Origin of the sequence: Sorangium sp. So ce590 (assembly GCF_051521365.1) — a bacterium.
GTDB lineage: Bacteria > Myxococcota_A > Polyangia > Polyangiales > Polyangiaceae > Sorangium.
On record NZ_CP150346.1, the window covers coordinates 10,315,946 to 10,332,278 of the forward strand.

At 70.8% G+C, this 16,333-nt stretch carries 11 protein-coding genes; 5 read left to right on the plus strand and 6 right to left on the minus strand.

The annotated features are described in order from the left end of the window. Nucleotides 1–5 precede the first annotated feature (5 nt). The 3 genes from WMF28_RS39090 to WMF28_RS39100 all read left to right on the plus strand — a co-directional run bounded on the left by WMF28_RS39090 (nucleotide 6) and on the right by WMF28_RS39100 (nucleotide 5,248). Nucleotides 6–1,244, plus strand: coding sequence for a hypothetical protein (locus WMF28_RS39090; protein WP_437598737.1), 1,239 nt, complete (start codon nucleotides 6–8; stop codon nucleotides 1,242–1,244). A 229-nt stretch (nucleotides 1,245–1,473) separates the two neighbouring features. Continuing rightward, nucleotides 1,474–3,441 carry an acetate--CoA ligase gene (gene acs / locus WMF28_RS39095; RefSeq protein WP_437598738.1) on the plus strand — a complete coding sequence of 656 codons (1,968 nt, stop codon included), beginning with the start codon at nucleotides 1,474–1,476 and terminating at the stop codon, nucleotides 3,439–3,441. A 265-nt stretch (nucleotides 3,442–3,706) separates the two neighbouring features. Further along, nucleotides 3,707–5,248, plus strand: coding sequence for a serine/threonine protein kinase (locus WMF28_RS39100; RefSeq protein ID WP_437598739.1), 1,542 nt, complete (start codon nucleotides 3,707–3,709; stop codon nucleotides 5,246–5,248). Nucleotides 5,249–5,312: 64 nt separating this feature from the next. Here the strand turns inward: WMF28_RS39100 and WMF28_RS39105 are convergent, their stop codons facing one another. From WMF28_RS39105 to rho, 4 genes are all read right to left on the minus strand, one after another. Beyond that, on the minus strand, nucleotides 5,313–6,986 hold the full coding sequence (locus WMF28_RS39105; RefSeq protein ID WP_437598741.1) for an ATP-binding protein: 1,674 nt from the start codon (nucleotides 6,984–6,986) through the stop codon (nucleotides 5,313–5,315). Continuing rightward, the gene (locus WMF28_RS39110; RefSeq protein ID WP_437598742.1) at nucleotides 6,983–8,077 is read right to left on the minus strand and encodes a (Fe-S)-binding protein; all 1,095 of its coding nucleotides are present in this window, start codon (nucleotides 8,075–8,077) and stop codon (nucleotides 6,983–6,985) included. The genes WMF28_RS39105 and WMF28_RS39110 overlap by 4 nt, the downstream gene beginning before the upstream one ends. A 49-nt stretch (nucleotides 8,078–8,126) precedes the next feature. Further along, the gene (locus WMF28_RS39115; protein ID WP_437598743.1) at nucleotides 8,127–10,166 is read right to left on the minus strand and encodes a GAF domain-containing protein; all 2,040 of its coding nucleotides are present in this window, start codon (nucleotides 10,164–10,166) and stop codon (nucleotides 8,127–8,129) included. A gap of 201 nt (nucleotides 10,167–10,367) precedes the next feature. Further along, on the minus strand, nucleotides 10,368–11,615 hold the full coding sequence (gene rho, locus WMF28_RS39120; protein ID WP_437482338.1) for a transcription termination factor Rho: 1,248 nt from the start codon (nucleotides 11,613–11,615) through the stop codon (nucleotides 10,368–10,370). Nucleotides 11,616–12,001: 386 nt separating this feature from the next. On the opposite strand from rho, the gene yccX reads away from it, so the two are divergent. Together yccX and WMF28_RS39130 are read left to right on the plus strand one after the other, a co-directional pair. Then, nucleotides 12,002–12,280 (plus strand): acylphosphatase, encoded by a 279-nt coding sequence (gene yccX, locus WMF28_RS39125; protein ID WP_012240542.1) that lies wholly within the window; start codon nucleotides 12,002–12,004, stop codon nucleotides 12,278–12,280. Between the two features lie 5 nt (nucleotides 12,281–12,285). Beyond that, nucleotides 12,286–14,343: a hypothetical protein gene (locus WMF28_RS39130; protein ID WP_437598745.1), complete on the plus strand. Its 2,058-nt coding sequence runs from the start codon at nucleotides 12,286–12,288 to the stop codon at nucleotides 14,341–14,343. A gap of 219 nt (nucleotides 14,344–14,562) precedes the next feature. Here the strand turns inward: WMF28_RS39130 and rplQ are convergent, their stop codons facing one another. Both rplQ and WMF28_RS39140 read right to left on the minus strand, forming a co-directional pair. Continuing rightward, entirely contained in the window at nucleotides 14,563–15,084 is a 522-nt protein-coding gene (gene rplQ, locus WMF28_RS39135; RefSeq protein WP_437598746.1) for a 50S ribosomal protein L17, read from the minus strand. A gap of 20 nt (nucleotides 15,085–15,104) precedes the next feature. Further along, nucleotides 15,105–16,145, minus strand: a complete 1,041-nt coding sequence (locus tag WMF28_RS39140; RefSeq protein ID WP_437598748.1) for a DNA-directed RNA polymerase subunit alpha — start codon at nucleotides 16,143–16,145, stop codon at nucleotides 15,105–15,107. Between the last annotated feature and the right edge of the window lie 188 nt (nucleotides 16,146–16,333).

The window sequence follows — 16,333 nt, forward strand, 5'->3', positions numbered from 1 at the left end:
CGGGCTTGCGCAGATCGCACGGACGACTCCCGCTCGCGCTCTGCGCGGCGATCCTCGGCCTGGCGGCGCAGCTCTCGCCGGCGCTCGCGCAGGTCGAGCCGTACCGGCAGCACATGGAGAACGGCATCAAGCTGTTCCAGGACCGGAACTACCGGGCGGCGATCGCCGAGTTCGAGGCGGCCTACAAGGAGAAGCCGAAGGCCAGCCCGCTCTTCAACATCGCGCTCGCCGAGAAGGCCATCTTCAACTACCCGAGGGCCATCGCGGCGCTCGAGCGCGCGCTCGCGCAGCACCGCGACACGATGGACGAGGGCGACGAGCGGACGGCGCGCAGCGCCATCGAGGAGATGCGCGCGCTGCTCGCCCATCTCACGATCGAGCTCAGCCCGCCGGACGCCACGCTGATCATCGACGGCGAGGAGCAACCGCCCTCGTCCTCGGGGACGCGGGTCGTGGAGCTCGGGCCGGGGGTGCACCGCATCGGCGCGCGGGCCAAGGGCCATGCGAGCGCCGATCAGAGCATTACCGTGGTGAGCGGCGAGCGCGACAAGAAGGTGAAGCTGACGCTGGCACCGGAAAAGACGCCCGTGACCGCGACGCCGCAGCCGTTCACGCCGCCGCCTCCCCCGCCCCCGCCCCCGCCGCGGCCGGTGCCCCTCTCGTTCGCGCCGCAGGGGTACTACGTGATCGGCGCGGCGTCGCTGCTCTGGCCGATCGGCCATCCGCGCGCGTTCCCGATGCCGGAGGCGAACAGCGGCGGCGCCGGCTCGATCCGGGTGGGTTACCGCGTGAACACCCCCGCGGCGTTCGACGTGATGTTCCAGTACGCGAACATTGCGACCGGGTCGGACCACCCCGGCTACCAGAACGCGAGCTACACGCTCGGCTCGACGCGCGTCGGGCTGAACGTCCGCCTGATGACCCCGGGGCAGACCTGGCGGTTCGTGGGCTCGATCGGGGGCGGTCTCACCTACGACGACGTGAGCTTCGACAGCATCAAGACGCCCGCGGGGGACATCTGCGAGGGCCGGTGCCAGCCCGCTGCAGGGGTGAACGCGTTCGTGTTCTCCGAGGTCGGCGTCGAGCTGGACCTCGGCGGCGTGCTCCTCGGGTTCTCGCTGGACAGCTACTTCCAGTCGTCGCGCGGCATCAGCTACAAGGACGGCGACGACGACATCCCGCTCTACTCGGCCTTGCTGCTGCAGCTGGGCGGCAGCCTGCACGCCGGCTACGCGTTCTGGTGATCGGGCCGGCCCGAGCCCGGGCGGTTGCCCGTTCCATCCTTGTTCCGTCGCTTGGCGGATGTATCCTCGCACCCCCTCGCGGTGAGTCGGAGGCGGTTCGCCGTCCTCTCCAGCGGGGGTCGGAGATCGGCCTTCGCCGTCTCTTTCAACATGGGTCGGGGATCGGCCTTCGCCGTCTCTTTCAACATGGGTCGGGGATCGGCCTTCGCCGTCCCCTCAAGAGGTGACCATGTCGCAGGATGCCATCACGTCGTTGCTGAAGGAGACGCGCCGGTTCGAGCCGCCGGCCGAGTTCGCGCGCCGTGCGCGCGTCGGCGCGCAGGAGACCTACGAGGCGCTCTACCGCGAGAGCATCGAGCAGCCGGACGCGTTCTGGCGCCGGGAGTCGAGCGACCTCGTGTTCCGCACGCCGTGGACCGAGATCAGCGACGGGTCGCTGCTGCACGCCAAGTGGTTCCTCGGCGCGACCCTCAACATCACCGAGAGCTGCCTCGATCGCCACCTGACGACCGCCACCAAGAACAAGGCCGCGATCATCTGGGAGGGCGAGCACGGCGCCACGCGCACGCTGACCTACGCCCAGCTCCACCGCGAGACGCTGCTGCTCGCGAACGCGCTCAAGCGGCTGGGCATCGAGAAGGGGGACCGGGTCGCGATCTACATGGGCATGGTCCCCGAGGTCGCCGTCGCGATGCTCGCCTGCGCGCGCCTCGGCGCGGTGCACACGGTGGTCTTCGGCGGCTTCGCCGCGGACGCGCTCCGCGACCGCATCCACGACTGCCAGGCCAAGCTCGTCATCACGCAGGACGGCGCGTACCGGCGCGGGCAGGTCGTGCCGCTGAAGGCGACCGTCGACAAGGCGCTCGCGCAGCCGCAGGCGAAGAGCGCGACGCGCGTCGTCGTGTACCAGCACCTCGGCAGCGAGCGCTGCGAGGTGCAGATGACCGAGGGCCGCGACGTCTTCTGGCACGACCTGCTCGCCCAGGCCGCGCCCTCCTGCGAGCCCACCGTCGTCGACGCCGAGCACCCGCTGTTCATCCTCTACACGAGCGGATCGACCGGGAAACCCAAGGGGGTGCTCCACACGACCGCCGGCTACCTGGTCGGCGTGCACGTCACGACGAAGTACGTCTTCGATCTGCGCGACGACGACGTCTACTGGTGCACCGCCGACGTCGGCTGGGTGACGGGCCACAGCTACATCGTGTACGGCCCGCTCTCGAACGGCGCGACGTGCCTCATGTACGAGGGCGCGCCGAACTTCCCCGACTGGGGCCGCTTCTGGCGGCTCATCGAGAAGCACGGTGTGACCATCCTCTACACCGCCCCCACGGCCATCCGCGCCTTCATGCGGCAGGGCGACGAGTGGCCCGCGAAGAGCGATCTGTCGAGCCTCAGGCTCCTCGGCTCGGTCGGCGAGCCGATCAACCCCGAGGCGTGGATCTGGTACCACCGGACCATCGGCGGCGGCCGCTGCCCCATCGTGGACACCTGGTGGCAGACGGAGACCGGGGCGATCATGATGACCACGCTGCCCGGCGCGACGCCCGCGAAGCCGGGGTCGACCGGGCTGCCGATATTCGGCGTCGTGCCCGAGGTCGTCACGAAGGACGGCAAACCGGTCGCCCCGGGCGAGGGCGGGCTGCTCGTCCTGAAGCAGGCGTGGCCGTCGATCCTGCGCACGGTGTGGGGCGACGATGAGCGCTTCCGCAAGCAGTACTTCAGCGACGTCGAGGGCTGCTACTTCACCGGCGACGGCGCTCGCCGCGACGACGACGGCTATTTCTGGGTCGTCGGCCGCATCGACGACGTGCTGAATGTGGCCGGCCACCGCATCGGGACGGCCGAGATCGAGAGCGCGCTCGTCTCTCATCCCGCCGTCGCGGAGGCGGCCGCGGTCGGTCGACCGGACGAGCTCAAGGGGCAGGCGCTCGTGGTGTTCGTCTCGCTCCGGCCGGGGGCCACGGCCGGACCGGAGCTCCAGGCGAAGCTCGCCGAGCACGTCGCCAAGGAGATCGGCAAGTTCGCGCGCCCCGACACCATCCGCTTCGCGGACGCGCTGCCGAAGACCCGCAGCGGCAAGATCATGCGCCGGCTGCTGAAGGACGTCGCCGCCGGCCGGGAGCTGACCGGCGACACCTCGACGCTCGAGGACCTGAACGTCATGGCGAAGCTCCGGCAGCAGGAAGACGAGTGAGATCCGCGGCGGCGCAGGGGCACGGTCATGCCCCTGCGACCGGCGCGACGCACCGCGCGTGAGGGGGGAAGCGCTGGCTCACCAGCGAGGGGGCGGGGTGCCCACGGAAGAGCTCGATCCTGCGGCTCTTCCCCCGTCCTCGGCCAGGGCACGGCGACGTCGGCCTACGGCCGGCGACCCATCGCCCATGCTCGACTCACCTCGTTCGCGCCGGAGAATTTGATCCCCCGCATCGGCGCGGAGGATAATCTGTGGTGAGGCGCTTTTGGAGCTCGAAGCTGGAACCGTCGTCGCGAACCGGTACCGCATCATCCGCCAGCTCGGCCGTGGCGGGATGGGTGAGGTGTTCGCCGCGGAGAACATCCGCACCGGCCGCCAGGTGGCGATCAAGCTCCTGCGCGCCGACTCCAAGGCCAAGTCGTCCGCCGCCGAGCGGTTCCGGCGCGAGGCGCGCGCCGCGGGCTCCATCAACAGCGACCACGTCACCGAGATCCTCGACGTCGAGGAGGACCTCGATCACGGCATCGTCCTCGTCTTCGAGCTGCTCGAAGGCGAGTCGCTGATCGAGCGGCTGAAGCGGACGGGACCGATCAGGTTCGAGGAGCTGCACCCGATCATCGAGCAGGTCTGGATGGGCCTCGCCGACGCCCACCGCGCCGGGATCATCCACCGCGATCTGAAGCCGTCGAACGTGTACCTCGAGGCGCGACCCGACGGATCCACGCGGGTCAAGATCCTCGACTTCGGCATCTCCAAGCTGCCGCGGGAGATGGGAGGAGAGACCCTCACCGAGATGGGGCAGAGCCTCGGCACGTTCTCGTTCATGCCGCCCGAGCAGATCGGCAAGGCGAAGACGGTCGACCACCGCGCGGACATCTACGCCTGCGCCACGATGATCTTCCAATCGATGAGCGGTCAGCTGCCGTACCAGGCGCGCAACCTGCTCATCATGGTCGAGATGAAGCAGAAGGCCGACGCGCGGAGGCTCGCCGAGGCGATGGACGGACCGGTCGATCCGCGGCTCGAGGCGTTCCTCGCCAAGGGGCTGGCGCGGGAGCCCGCGGACCGGTTCCAGAGCGCGATCGAGGGGCTCACCGCGTGGCGGGAGCTGCGGCCGGCGAAGCGCGCCAGCCAGCCGACCACCAGCCCCCGCAGCTCCAGGGTGCCCAGCAGCAACGCATCGGGCCATGCGCTCGGTACGCCCCTCCCGCCCCCGCACTCGACCTACAAACCCCCGTCCTCCGGCGCGATCAGGCTCCCGGTGCCGCCAGCCGACTCCATCTTGATCCGCACGGCCACCGACCCAGGGGCACAGCCGCCGCTCGAGGCCGTCGCGCGCCAGCCCAGCGAGCCTGCTCTCGCGACCCACCACCCCGTCGGCGAGCCGGCGCTCCCGCACGGCGAGGTCCAGCGCCCGTCCTACGCGGCCGTCGGGCAGCCGGTGGCTCCGTCCATGCAATGGACCGGTCCGAACGGCACCATGGTGCTGAACAACGCGGCCGGAGAGCTCCTGCCCCCGATCGTATCTCCCCCCGTGTCGCCGCGGACGCTGCCGGATTTCTCCGAGGACAGCTCGGCCGGGTCGAGCAGCCAGGGTCCGACGCTCGTCTACAAGCCCATGCGGCCGACCCTGGGCTCGGGGCTCCCTGCCCCCGGCGAGCCGGAGTCGATCGAGCAGCGGCCGGCCGCGACCCCGCCGCCGCGGACGTTTCGGACCATCGTCTACGTGCTGGCGGCGCTCCTGTTTGCGGTCGTGGGCTTCCTCCTCATGGGGATGGCCCTCGAGTACATGAACATGCCGAAATAGTCGGCGCGCCGGGGCTCCGCGTCGGGCCTGTCCGGCGCCGCCGCGCGGCCGCGGCCGGAGCGGCTCAGAGCAGCGCGTCCGCGGCGCGGCCCTGGGCCGGCGCGCCGCCGGCGGGCAGGACGATCCGGAACCGCGTGCCCCCCGCCTCGCGCGGCTCGCACGAGATCGTGCCGCCGTGCGCCTCGATGATGTCCCGCGTCACCGCGAGCCCGAGCCCCGTCCCGCGCTGCTTGGTCGTGAAGAAGGGGTCGAAGATGGACGCTCGCAGCTCCTCCGGCACGCCGGGGCCCATGTCGTCGACCGCGATGCTCGCCGCGCCGCTCGAGAAGCTGACGCTCACCACGATCTCGCCGCCCTTGGGCATCGCCTCGCGCGCGTTGCGGAGCAGGTTCAGGAGCGCCTGCCGGAGCTGCGACTCATCGAGGAGGATCTCGGGCCCCTCCTCCTCCACCTCGACGCGGACCGCGATGCCGGCGCGGTCGAGCTCGGGCCGCACGAACGCCACGAGCTCCTGCACCAGATCGTCCACCCGCTCCGGCACAAGCCGCGGGCGAGGGCGGCGGGCGACGCTGAGGTACTGCTCCGCGATGCGCGACAGGCGGTCGACCTCGGCCCGGATGGCGGCGACGAGCTGCGCCGACTCCTTCATCACGGGCCTGAGCTCCGCGTCGGGCGTCCCCGCGGCGGAGGCGCGCGCCACCTCCTCCTCGAGCAGCTCGAGGTTCAGCCCGATCGACGACAGCGGGTTCCTGATCTCGTGCGTGACGTGCGCCGCCATCTTCCCGATCGCCGCCAGCCGCTCGGCGTTCACGAGCTCGGCGCGCGCGCGGCGGATCGCGGCGACCATGCCCTCGAACGTCGTCGCGAGCTCGCCGATCTCGTCGTTCGTCGCGAGCACTTGCTTCGGGGTGAGGTCGCCGCGCGCGACCGCGTTCGCCCGCCCGGTGACCGCGGTGAGCGGGGCCAGCACGCGCCGCGCGTACAGCGACATCACCGCGCCGACGAGCAGCGTCAGCACGCCCAGCCCGAGGAGCAGGTGCATCGAGCGCTCCTCCCGCCGCTTCGCCTCGACGGTGAGGCTCTCCATCTGCTCCTCGACGCGGCTCTTGATGGCCCGCAGCCGCTGCGCGCCCTCGACCTCGCGCTTGACCAGCTCGTCCCGCGTGCGCTCGGCGAGCTCGCGGTTGCCGACGGCGAGCGCCTGGAACAGCTGCGAGAACCGCTCCGGGCTGGCGCCCACGAGCCGCTCGATCGCCGTCACCTCGACCGCGATCTCGTCGCTGAACCGGCGCACGCCCGACGAGGCGCCCGCCTGCCCGACGCCGGCGTCTCCGCCGGCCGCCTTCTCGTCGGCGGCGAGCGCCCTGGCGGCGTCCTTGACGATCGAGAAGGCGAGCGGCCGGGTCCGCCGAGCGGTCTCGATCCACTCGCGCACGTCGCCGGGGTTCTTGGCGGCGGTGATGTGGTTGAGCTGGGCGTTGAAGACGTTCTGCTCGGCCAGGACCTCGCCGATGCGGAGCAGCAGCGGGACGTACCCGGCGCGCAGCAGCTGGGCGTCGCGCGACGCTGCCCGCAGCGCCTGGACGCTCCAGCCGACGGTCAACGCGAAGGCGGCGAGCACCACGAGGTAGCTCGCGAGGAGCCTCCCCGCGACGGTGCGCCGCTTGCGGGGCGCCGGCCCGTCCTGGCCCGCCGCGCCGCCGCGCGCCTCGTCCACGGCGGGCGCCGGCGCGGTCATCGCGGCGCGACGGCCCGCGCGATCAGGGTCGCGAGGTCTTCCGCCGGCTCGCCCCGGGTCCTGAACCGCCGGAGGCTCTGCGCGCAGTGGGTCACGAGCAGCCCGCCGCCGAGCGCGCGGTGCTCCGCGATCCTGCCGTCGGCGATGGCGGCGGACGAGGCGGGGCGCGTGGCGGGCACGAGGCCGCCGCCGCCGCTGCAGTCGGCGTGCTCGCGGCGGTGGATGAACTCCTCGGGCGGCCGCCCCGTGATGCGGGCGAGGATCTCCCGGGGCGCGTCGTAGCGATCGAGGCCGCGCCCGAGCTGGCAGGGGTCGTGGTAGCGCACCCGCCGCTCCGACGTCGACCGCTGCAGCCGGTCGAGCGACGCCAGCGCGAGATCGACGAACAGCTCCGGGGTCTTCACGCTCACGCCCGCGCGCGGGTACTCGACGCGCACGGCGCGCGCGCACCCGGGGTCGACCGCGACGAAGCGCTCTCCCGGCGCGATCTCGGCGGCGAGCCGCCGCGCGGCGGCCTCGAAGCCCGGCCGGTCGCCGGCGTACAGGAGCGGCAACCCGCAGCAGGCGCGCACCGGGCGGACCGGGGCGCCGGTCAGCGCTTCGGTGGCTTCGAGCGCATCGCGGGCGACGTCCGGCGCGTGCCGCTCGTAGCCACAGCCGAGCAGCACGTGGACCGCAGCCGGCGCGGCCGCGGCCGCCCGGGAGCGCGCATCGGCCTCGCCGGCCCGGCCGGCCTCGCGGGCCAGGAAGCGCTCCGCGACGCGCCTGGCCCCCTCCGGCGCGAGGCCGCGCGCGAAGAACTCCGCGCGCGCGTCGGTCAGCACGGTGGCCACCTCGTTCTTGTGATCGCAGCGCTCGCGGCACGCGTAGCAGGCGGAGCAGGCCCAGGCCGGATCCGCGTGGGGCGCGTCGAGCGGCACATCGCCGCGCGCGGCGAAGTACGCCATCGACATCTTGCCCCACGGCGTGACCGTCTCGTTCGCCTCGACGTTCGACACGGGGCAGGCGGCGCGGGAGAGCTTGGGGCAGTAGACGCACTTCTCGAGCGACGTCCGGTGCGGCTCGAGGAGCTTCAGGCGGAGCTGGGACACCGTTCGAGTCTCTCCATGGGATGCGCCTCGCGCAAGCGGCGAGGGCGCGTCAGGCGCCCGAGCCGTTGCTGGACGAGCGTCGACCTCGCTCGTTCACGGGTGGTGATGAGCCCGCCGGCCTGCGGCGGGGGATGCCCTCGTGGACGACCGGCGCGGCCTCCACGCCCTGCTTGGGCGCCGGGCTGCCGCCCTGCTTGGGCGCCGGGCTGCCGCCCTGCTTGGGCGCCGGGCTGCCGTCCCTCGAGGCCAGCTGGGGCTGCCCCCCCGCCGCGGCCGAAGGCCGCAACGGCGCGCTCTCCTGGGGCAGGCGGATCGTGAACTTCGCGCCCTTGTCGGACGACGCGACCGCGATGGTCCCCGCGTGCTCGTCGACGATCTTCTTCACGATCGCGAGCCCGAGCCCGGTACCGCCGCGCTTGCCCGATGTGACGAACGACTGGAAGAGCCGGCTCTGGACCTCCTTGGGGATCCCCTTGCCCGTGTCGGCGACGCTGATCGCGAGATCGCCCCCGTCGCGGTAGGCGCGGATGGTCACCGTGCCCCCGCCTGGCCGCATCGCCTCGACCGCGTTGCGGACCAGGTTGTGCAGGAGCCGCGTCATCTTCGCCTCGTCGAACCGCGCCGTCCCCCGGTCCTCGAGCTCCAGGGAGAGCCTCACGCCGGTCCCGGCGAGCTCGTGTTCCAGCTGCTTCTCGATGTCGCCGAAGAACTTGGTCAGGTAGACCTTGCGCACCAGGATGCTCCGCTCGCCGCGCGCGAACTCCAGCACCTCGCGCTGCATCGCGCTGATCACGTCGAACTGCTTCAGGATCAGCCGCGCGTGATCTTCCCTCGTCGCCGCGTCGGGGGCGCTGGCCATGAGCTGGACGTAGCCGCTGATCACCGTGAGCGGCGTGCGCACGTCGTGCATCACCCCCGAGAGCAGGCGCCCGATCGTGGTGAGCCGCTCGCTCTGCTCCCGCTCGAGGCGCGACCGGAACAGCCGCAGCGCGGTCGACGCGTTCGCCGACACGAGCCGCAAGAGCGCGCGCTCGTCCTTCGAAAAGCCGTGGGGTTTCCTGGAGTTGTAGAGCGCCATGGCGCCGATCGGCACCGCGTCCTCGCCCTCGAGCGGCACGGCGATCGCCGTTCGCAGGTCCGCCCCGAGCAGCTGGGCGAGCCGGGGCGAGACCGGCGTGTCGCCCAGCGCGTCGCCCGCGCCTTCGCGCGAGAAGAACACAGCCTCGTTGTGCACCATGGCGTGCCCGACCACCCCCTCGCCGCGGCGCATGGCGATGCGCTTCACCGCCGGCCGCCGGGGAGCCGCGCCCACGACGCCCTCCGGCTCCTCGTCCGGCGCGGACGAGCGGGGCGGCGGGCCGCCGTCCTCGAACGCGGTGAAGTCGAAGAAATACAGGGCCAGGCCGCCCTCGATCTCGTCGACGAGCATGCCCCCCGCGCGCGCCTCGCACGCCCTGCCGGCCTCCGTGATGACCGCGCGCGCGAGGTCCTCCATCGTGGTCGCGCGGCCCATCGCGCTCTCGAGCTCGAAGAGCAGCTTGAGGTCGCTCACGCGGTGCTCGAGCTGCTCCTTCGTCTCCACGAGCTGCGTGTTCTTCTGGATCACCGAGAGGAACAGCCGCGAGTTGTCGATCGAGACGGCCGCCTGCGTCGCCAGCGCGCTCAGGAGCTCCTCGTCGTGGACCGAGAACTCCCCTTCCCCGTGCTTGTTCAGGACCTGGATGACCCCGATGGTCCGGCCGACGTGGTTCTTCATCGGCGCGGCGAGGATCGAGCGGGTGCGGTACCCCGTCACCTCGTCCCACTCGCGCTGGAACCTGCGGTCCCGGTAAGCGTCCTTCACACGGACGGTGCGCCCGATCTTGGCGACGTGGCCGGCGATCCCGGCGCCGACGGGCAGCTCGATCGCGCGCGCCTCCTCGCCGATGACGATCCGCGAGAACAGCCGCTGCCGCTGCTCGTCGAGCAGGTAGAGGGTCGCCCGGTCCGCGTCGAGCAGCTCGGTGATCTTGTTCAGGATGAGCGCGAGAAGCTGGTCGAGATCCAGGGTGCTGCCGAGCGCGAGCCCGACATCCCGGAGCGCCTGCACGGTCTTGTCACTTTGGGCAAGGCGCGCCTCGAGCTCTTGTATCCGAGCCTGAAGCGCTTTCGTGCGTTGTTCCGCCTTCGCGGTCACCAGGAGACGCTAACACGACTTCGTCCGCAGAAGCGCGCGCGGTCCCCTGCGCGATCCGTTCGTCCCGCAGAGAGCGCTCCCTACGACGGCCGGGAGCGCCCCTAGGACGAACCGCTACTGGTTCATGCTCTCGAGGAATTCCTGATTGGTTTCGGTGCGGCTCACCTTGTCCAGGAGGAATTCCATCGAGTCGATGACGTTGAGGGGGTGCAGCAGCTGGCGGAGCAGCCAGACGCGCTGGAGGATCCACTCCGGCAGCAGCAGCTCTTCCTTGCGGGTCGCGCTCTTGTTGATGTCGAGGCAGGGGAAGATCCGCTTCTCCATCAGCTTGCGATCGAGGTGGATCTCGCTGTTACCGGTCCCCTTGAACTCCTCGAAGATGACCTCGTCCATGCGCGAGCCCGTGTCGACGAGCGCGGTGGCGACGATGGTCAGCGACCCGCCTTCCTCGACGTTGCGCGCGGCGCCGAAGAACCGCTTCGGCTTGTGCAGCGCGTTCGAGTCGACGCCGCCGGACAGGATCTTGCCGCTCGGCGGGACGACCGTGTTGTAGGCGCGCGCCAGGCGGGTGATCGAGTCGAGCAGGATCACGACGTCGTGCTTGTGCTCGACGAGGCGCTTCGCCTTCTCGATCACCATCTCGGCCACCTGCACGTGCCGCGTCGCCGGCTCGTCGAAGGTCGAGCTGATCACCTCGCCCTTCACGGTGCGCTGCATGTCGGTCACCTCTTCCGGGCGCTCGTCGATGAGCAGCACGATCAGGGTCGTGTCCGGGTGGTTCGCCGAGATCGCGTTGGCGATCTGCTGGAGCAGCACCGTCTTGCCGGCGCGGGGCGGCGAGACGATGAGGCAGCGCTGCCCTTTGCCGATCGGGCAGAGCATGTCGATGATGCGCGTCGAGAAGCTCTTCGTCCCGTTCTCGATGTTGAACTTCTGCTGCGGATAGAGCGGCGTCAGGTTGTCGAACAGGATCTTGTCGCGGGCGACCTCGGGGGGCTCGCCGTTGATCTTGTCGACCTTGAGCAGCGCGAAGTACGCCTCGCGCTCCTTGGGCGGCCGGATCGAGCCGCTGACGCTGTCGCCGGTGCGGAGGTTGAAGCGCCGGATCTGGGACGGCGAGACGTAGATGTCGTCCGGGCCCGGCAGGTAGTTGTAGTCCGGCGCCCGGAGGAAGCCGAAGCCGTCGGGCAGGCATTCGAGCACGCCCTCGCCGTAGACCGGCTGGTCCTGCGCCGCGTGGGCCTGCAGGAGCGCGAAGATGACCTCCTGCTTGCGCAGCCCGGCAGCGCCCTCGATGTTGAGCCCCTTCGCCATCTGGACGAGCTCGGCCATCGGTTTCTGCTTCAGTTCCCTGAGGTGCATGAGTCGGAAAGCTCCAGGATGCGACAGCGCGCGCCCTGTCAAGGGCCGTGGAGGCCGTCGGTCGATGGTTTCTGTTTGAGGGGTCTAGCGGGTCGAGCCCGAGGCGGGGCCGAGCATGTCGTCGATGTCGGCGGGTCGCCAGGGGGAAGAGGGCTCGCCTCGTAACCGGCGCCCCTCACGTTCATGTCGCTCGATCGGCGGGCTGCGCTTGCCGATCGGGCGGCGACTCTATCAAGCGCGTTTGCTCTGTCAATGCGCGCCGGGAACCACGGACGCGGGGTCGACCACGCCGCGCGCACGGAACGGCGGGGGCGAACTGCCTGTGGCGCCCCGGCGCTGCCCGAGGTTGCCTCCCCCGGAGTGCGCGGCTAAGTCAAGCTGGTTCCATGGGGCTCAAACAGGTGCAGCTGTTCGTCCGCGGTCGCGTCCAGGGCGTCTTTTTTCGTGCCTCCACGCAGCGCGAAGCCAAGCGGCTCGGCCTCACCGGCTGGGTGAAAAACCGCTCCGATGGCAGCGTCGAGGTGCTCGCCGAGGGGGAGGAGGACGAGCTCAAGGAGCTCATCGCGTGGGCGAACCGCGGCCCGAGCGCGGCGCGCGTCGAGCGTGTCGATGTCCGGTGGCGCGGCTTCTCGGGCGATTTCTTCGACTTTCGCATCACGGATTGAGGCGCTTGGCACGCAGCTCGTCGGATCCGAGGAGCGCAGGCGCGCGGCCGTCGCGGCGAGGCGGCGCGGCGTGCGCGTGGCTCATCCTGCTCAGCGTGATCGCGGCCGCGCCGCTCGCGCCGCCCCTTTCGCACGCCGCCGCGCAGCGCGACGCTGGCGCCGCCGCGCCGGCCTCGTCGGCGCTCCCGGAGCTCCCGCGCCTCGCCCCGATCGCCCGTCCGGAGCCCGACATCACCGCCGTCCGCGAGCTCGATCGCGTGCTCGACCAGATCACGTCGCAGGACGCCCGCTCACGCGAGAGCGTCCGCGCGTCCCTTGACGAGCCGATCTCCGGCATCGTCGATGCGGTTCGGCTCCGGGTGCAGGACATCCGCGGTTCGATCGATCGCAACGCGGCGCCCCGCGTGCTCGCGGAGGCGCGCAGAGAGGGGCGCAAGGCGCTGAAGGGCGACAAGGGCGATGACGCGCGCGACGACAAGAAGAAGGGCGCGGACGCGAAGGACGCCAAGGGCGCGAAGAAGAGCGCGGGCGACGAGAAGGACGCCAAGGGCGCGAAGAAGAGCGCGGGCGACGACAAGAAGGACGCCAAGGGCGCGAAGAAGGGCAGCGGCGACGACAAGAAGGACGCCAAGGCCGACCAGGGCGCGAAGAAGGGCGCCGGCGACGAGAAGGACGAGGCCGAGGGCGACTGGCTGGACTTCATGCTCGCCGTGCCTCGGCCGCGCGACAGCGCGTGGCGCGATATCGTGAAGCTGCTCGCGATGGAGCGGATGCTCGTCGCTGCGGGCACGACGCCGGCGATCCGCGAGCTCATCGCGCTGCACGCCTATTTCGGCGAGCTGCTCCGCATCGATCTCCAGCGGCAGATCGCCAAGCTGCGCGACAAGGCGGTCCCCGCGCTGATCGAGGCGCGCCAGCACGACGCCAAGATCGTCCAGCGCTGGGCCAACAAGCAGCTCGATCTGCTCGGCCGGGCGATCCCCGGCGAGGCGATCGCGTCGAACGACACGCAGATCCTCGCCGACGTCCTCCGCGCGTACGGCCGCGTCCGGGACGTGGACGCCATGCGCGTGATCCTGAGCTTCTGCAACAGCGACCGCGCGCGGCTGCGCGACGCTGCGCGCGAGGCCATCTCTGCGATCGGCGAGCCCGGCGTCTGGCAGCTCCGCGACGCCTACCTGAACCTCACGGGCGACAAGCCGCCGCGCGACTGGTCGTGGGACCGGATCGCGCGCGAGCTCTTCGCGACGTACGATCGCGCTCGCCTCGCCGAGGTGTACAACCTGATGGACGAGGGTGTCGCCGCGGCGAGCGCGAACAAGCTCGCCGAAGCGACCGACGCGTTCGACCGGGTCCTCGCCCGCGCGCCACTCTTCGAGCGCCGCAAGGAGATGGTGGGGGCCTACGTCGAGCGGGCGAAGTCGCTGCCGGCCGACCGGCGCGAGGACGCGCTCACGATGCTGCGCAAGGCGCTGCGCCTCGACCCGACCGGCGAGCACGCGGGGAAGATCGAGGCCGAGATCGCCTACCACGAGGGCGTGCTCCTCATCGATCGCGGCACGCCGGACAAGTTCGTGCTCGAGCGCGCGCTCGAGCTCGACCCAGGCCACGCCGGGGCGAGGGCGGCGCTCGTGTCCCTCGGGGACAAGGTCGCCGAGCGGAAGAGCCAGAAGAACCGCTACATCGCCGCGGGAGCGGTGGGGTTCGTCGCCCTGCTCGCGATGTTCTTCCTTGCCCGACGCCGGAGCGATCCGGCGCCGTCTCGACAGCAGCCCAGCTCCGCTCCGCCGCAACCGCCGGCGTCTCCCGGCCCGGAGCCGCCTCGAGAGCCCGCCTGCGCGGCACCGCCGCAACCGCCGGCGCCTGCCGAACCGGCGCTGTCCCCGGGGCAGGACGGCGCCCCACCTCGGGATGCCCCGGCGTCATCCGATCCGGCGCTGCCGGCTGACCCGGCGCCGTCTGCCGCCGCCTCGGAGGCAACCCCTGCCCTTCCGGTCGAACAGATCGAGCCGGCAGAACCGCGAAACGACGACGCACCTGAAGCCGGAGCGCTCAACCGCTGAGCCACGGTACGCGCCCCGCTTGACACTGGTGCAATAATTTTATTGTGTTGGTGCAGTCGCGGCACCTCACCTGGACCGCTCCGAGCGAGTTCGCGACATCGAGAGGCCGGCGCGCTGCTCGCGCATCGGCCCACAACGCAGAGACGCCGGCGGAGCTCATGGCTCCCCCGGCGTCTCTGCAACTGCGCCGGCGCTACCGGGCGCCAGCCTGTATCCGGCTCAGCCGGCGGTCGTCGCCGGGGTCGCCGGCTCCGCTGCGGCGACCGGCTCGGCCGCCTGCGCGGGTGCGTCGTCCTCCACCGGAGGTGCGTCGATGAACTCGATGAGGCTCATCGGCGCGTTGTCGCCGCGACGCGGCCCGAGCTTGATGATCCGCGTGTAGCCACCCGGCCGCCCCTCGAAGCGCTTCGAGAGATCGATCATCACCTTCGCGATGATATCGACCTTCTTGCCATCGGTCTCGACCCCCCAGCGAGGGATGTAGCTGCCCACGAGCCGCTCGGCGTGAAGCCGGCGCGCTCTGTCGCCGGGGCTGAGCTCCGTGTGCGCGGTATACGCGACCTTGCCGAGCCGCGTCGCCTTGGTGATGAGCCGCTCGGCCACGCGCCGCAGCTCCTTCGCCTTGGCGTCGGTCGTCTCGATCCGCTCGTGGGTGATCAGGTTCGCCGTCAGGTTGCGAAGCATCGCCCTGCGACTGGAGGTATCCCGACCAAACTGCCTGCCCGCTTTCTTGTGACGCATGACGTTCCCTCAGTACCGACTCACGCCTGCGCCTGCTGCGCCTTCCAGCGCTCGAGGAGCTGCGGCCAGTTGTCGATCTTCATCCCGAGCGAGAGCCCCATGTTCGCGAGGATCTCTTTGATTTCCTTCAGCGACTTGCGGCCGAAGTTCTTGGTCTTGAGCATGTCCTGCTCGGTGCGCTGCACCAGCTCGCCGATGAGCGTGATGTTCGCGTTCTGCAAGCAGTTCGCGGAGCGGACGCTGAGCTCGAGCTCCTCGACGGAGCGGAACAGGTTCTCGTTGAGCGGCTCGTCGTCGCTCATCACGGCCTGGTAGCTCGTCTCCTCGCTCTCCTCGAAGTTGACCCAGATGGAGAGCTGCTCCTTGAGGATCTTCGCCGCGAAGGCGACCGCATCCGCCGGCGAGACGGAGCCGTTGGTCCAGACCTCGAGCGTGAGCTTGTCATAGTCGGTCACCTGCCCGACGCGGGCGTTCTGCACGGTGTAGTTCACCTTGCGGATAGGCGAGAACAGCGCGTCGATCGGGATCGTCCCGATGGGCATGGTCGGCGTCTTGTTCCGCTCGGCGGGCACGTAGCCGCGGCCCACGTTCACCGTGAGCTCCATCGAGAGCGGGCCCTTCTTGTCGAGCACGGCGACCAGGTGGTCGGGGTTGAGCACCGACAGCCCATCCACCAGCTGGATGTCGCGCGCGTACACGGGCCCCGGCCCCTCGCGATCGATCCGCACCGAGTACGTCTTCGGGGTCGCCGCCTTGAAGACGACCTCCTTCACGTTGAGGATGATGTCGCTGACGTCCTCGACCACGTCCGGCACGGTGGTGAACTCGTGCAGCGCGCCCTCGATGCGGATGGCCGTCGCAGCCGCCCCCTGGAGGGAGGAGAGCAGCACGCGACGCAGCGAGTTCCCGATCGTGATCCCGAAGCCGCGCTCCAGGGGCTCACACGTGAACTTGGCGTAGAACTGGGTCCCGCTGTCCGCGTCGATCGAGATGCCCTTGGGCCGGATCAGATCGCGCCAGTTACGGGCGATCATCGTGAGATTCGGGTTGTTCATCGTCATGGCGATCTCCTTCCTTCATGAGGTTTGCGCGGAGGTCTCACGCCGCGGCCGCACTCGACCGGACGGCGTCGCCTCCTGCCCGCATTCGTGGCTCCATTCGCCTGCGCGCCCGCGCGCAGGACAGCGACGCGGAGGGGAGCCCGCAGCGAACGACCGCCCCCTGCAAGGTGCGGTCGTGACGCTGCCCT

Coding starts and splice junctions, on each gene's coding strand:
- acs (WP_437598738.1), top strand. CDS start 1,474: ATGTCGCAGGATGCCATCACGTCGTTGCTGAAGGAGACGCGCCGGTTC.
- WMF28_RS39105 (WP_437598741.1), bottom strand. CDS start 6,986: ATGACCGCGCCGGCGCCCGCCGTGGACGAGGCGCGCGGCGGCGCGGCG.
- rho (WP_437482338.1), bottom strand. CDS start 11,615: ATGCACCTCAGGGAACTGAAGCAGAAACCGATGGCCGAGCTCGTCCAG.
- yccX (WP_012240542.1), top strand. CDS start 12,002: ATGGGGCTCAAACAGGTGCAGCTGTTCGTCCGCGGTCGCGTCCAGGGC.
- rplQ (WP_437598746.1), bottom strand. CDS start 15,084: ATGCGTCACAAGAAAGCGGGCAGGCAGTTTGGTCGGGATACCTCCAGT.
- WMF28_RS39140 (WP_437598748.1), bottom strand. CDS start 16,145: ATGACGATGAACAACCCGAATCTCACGATGATCGCCCGTAACTGGCGC.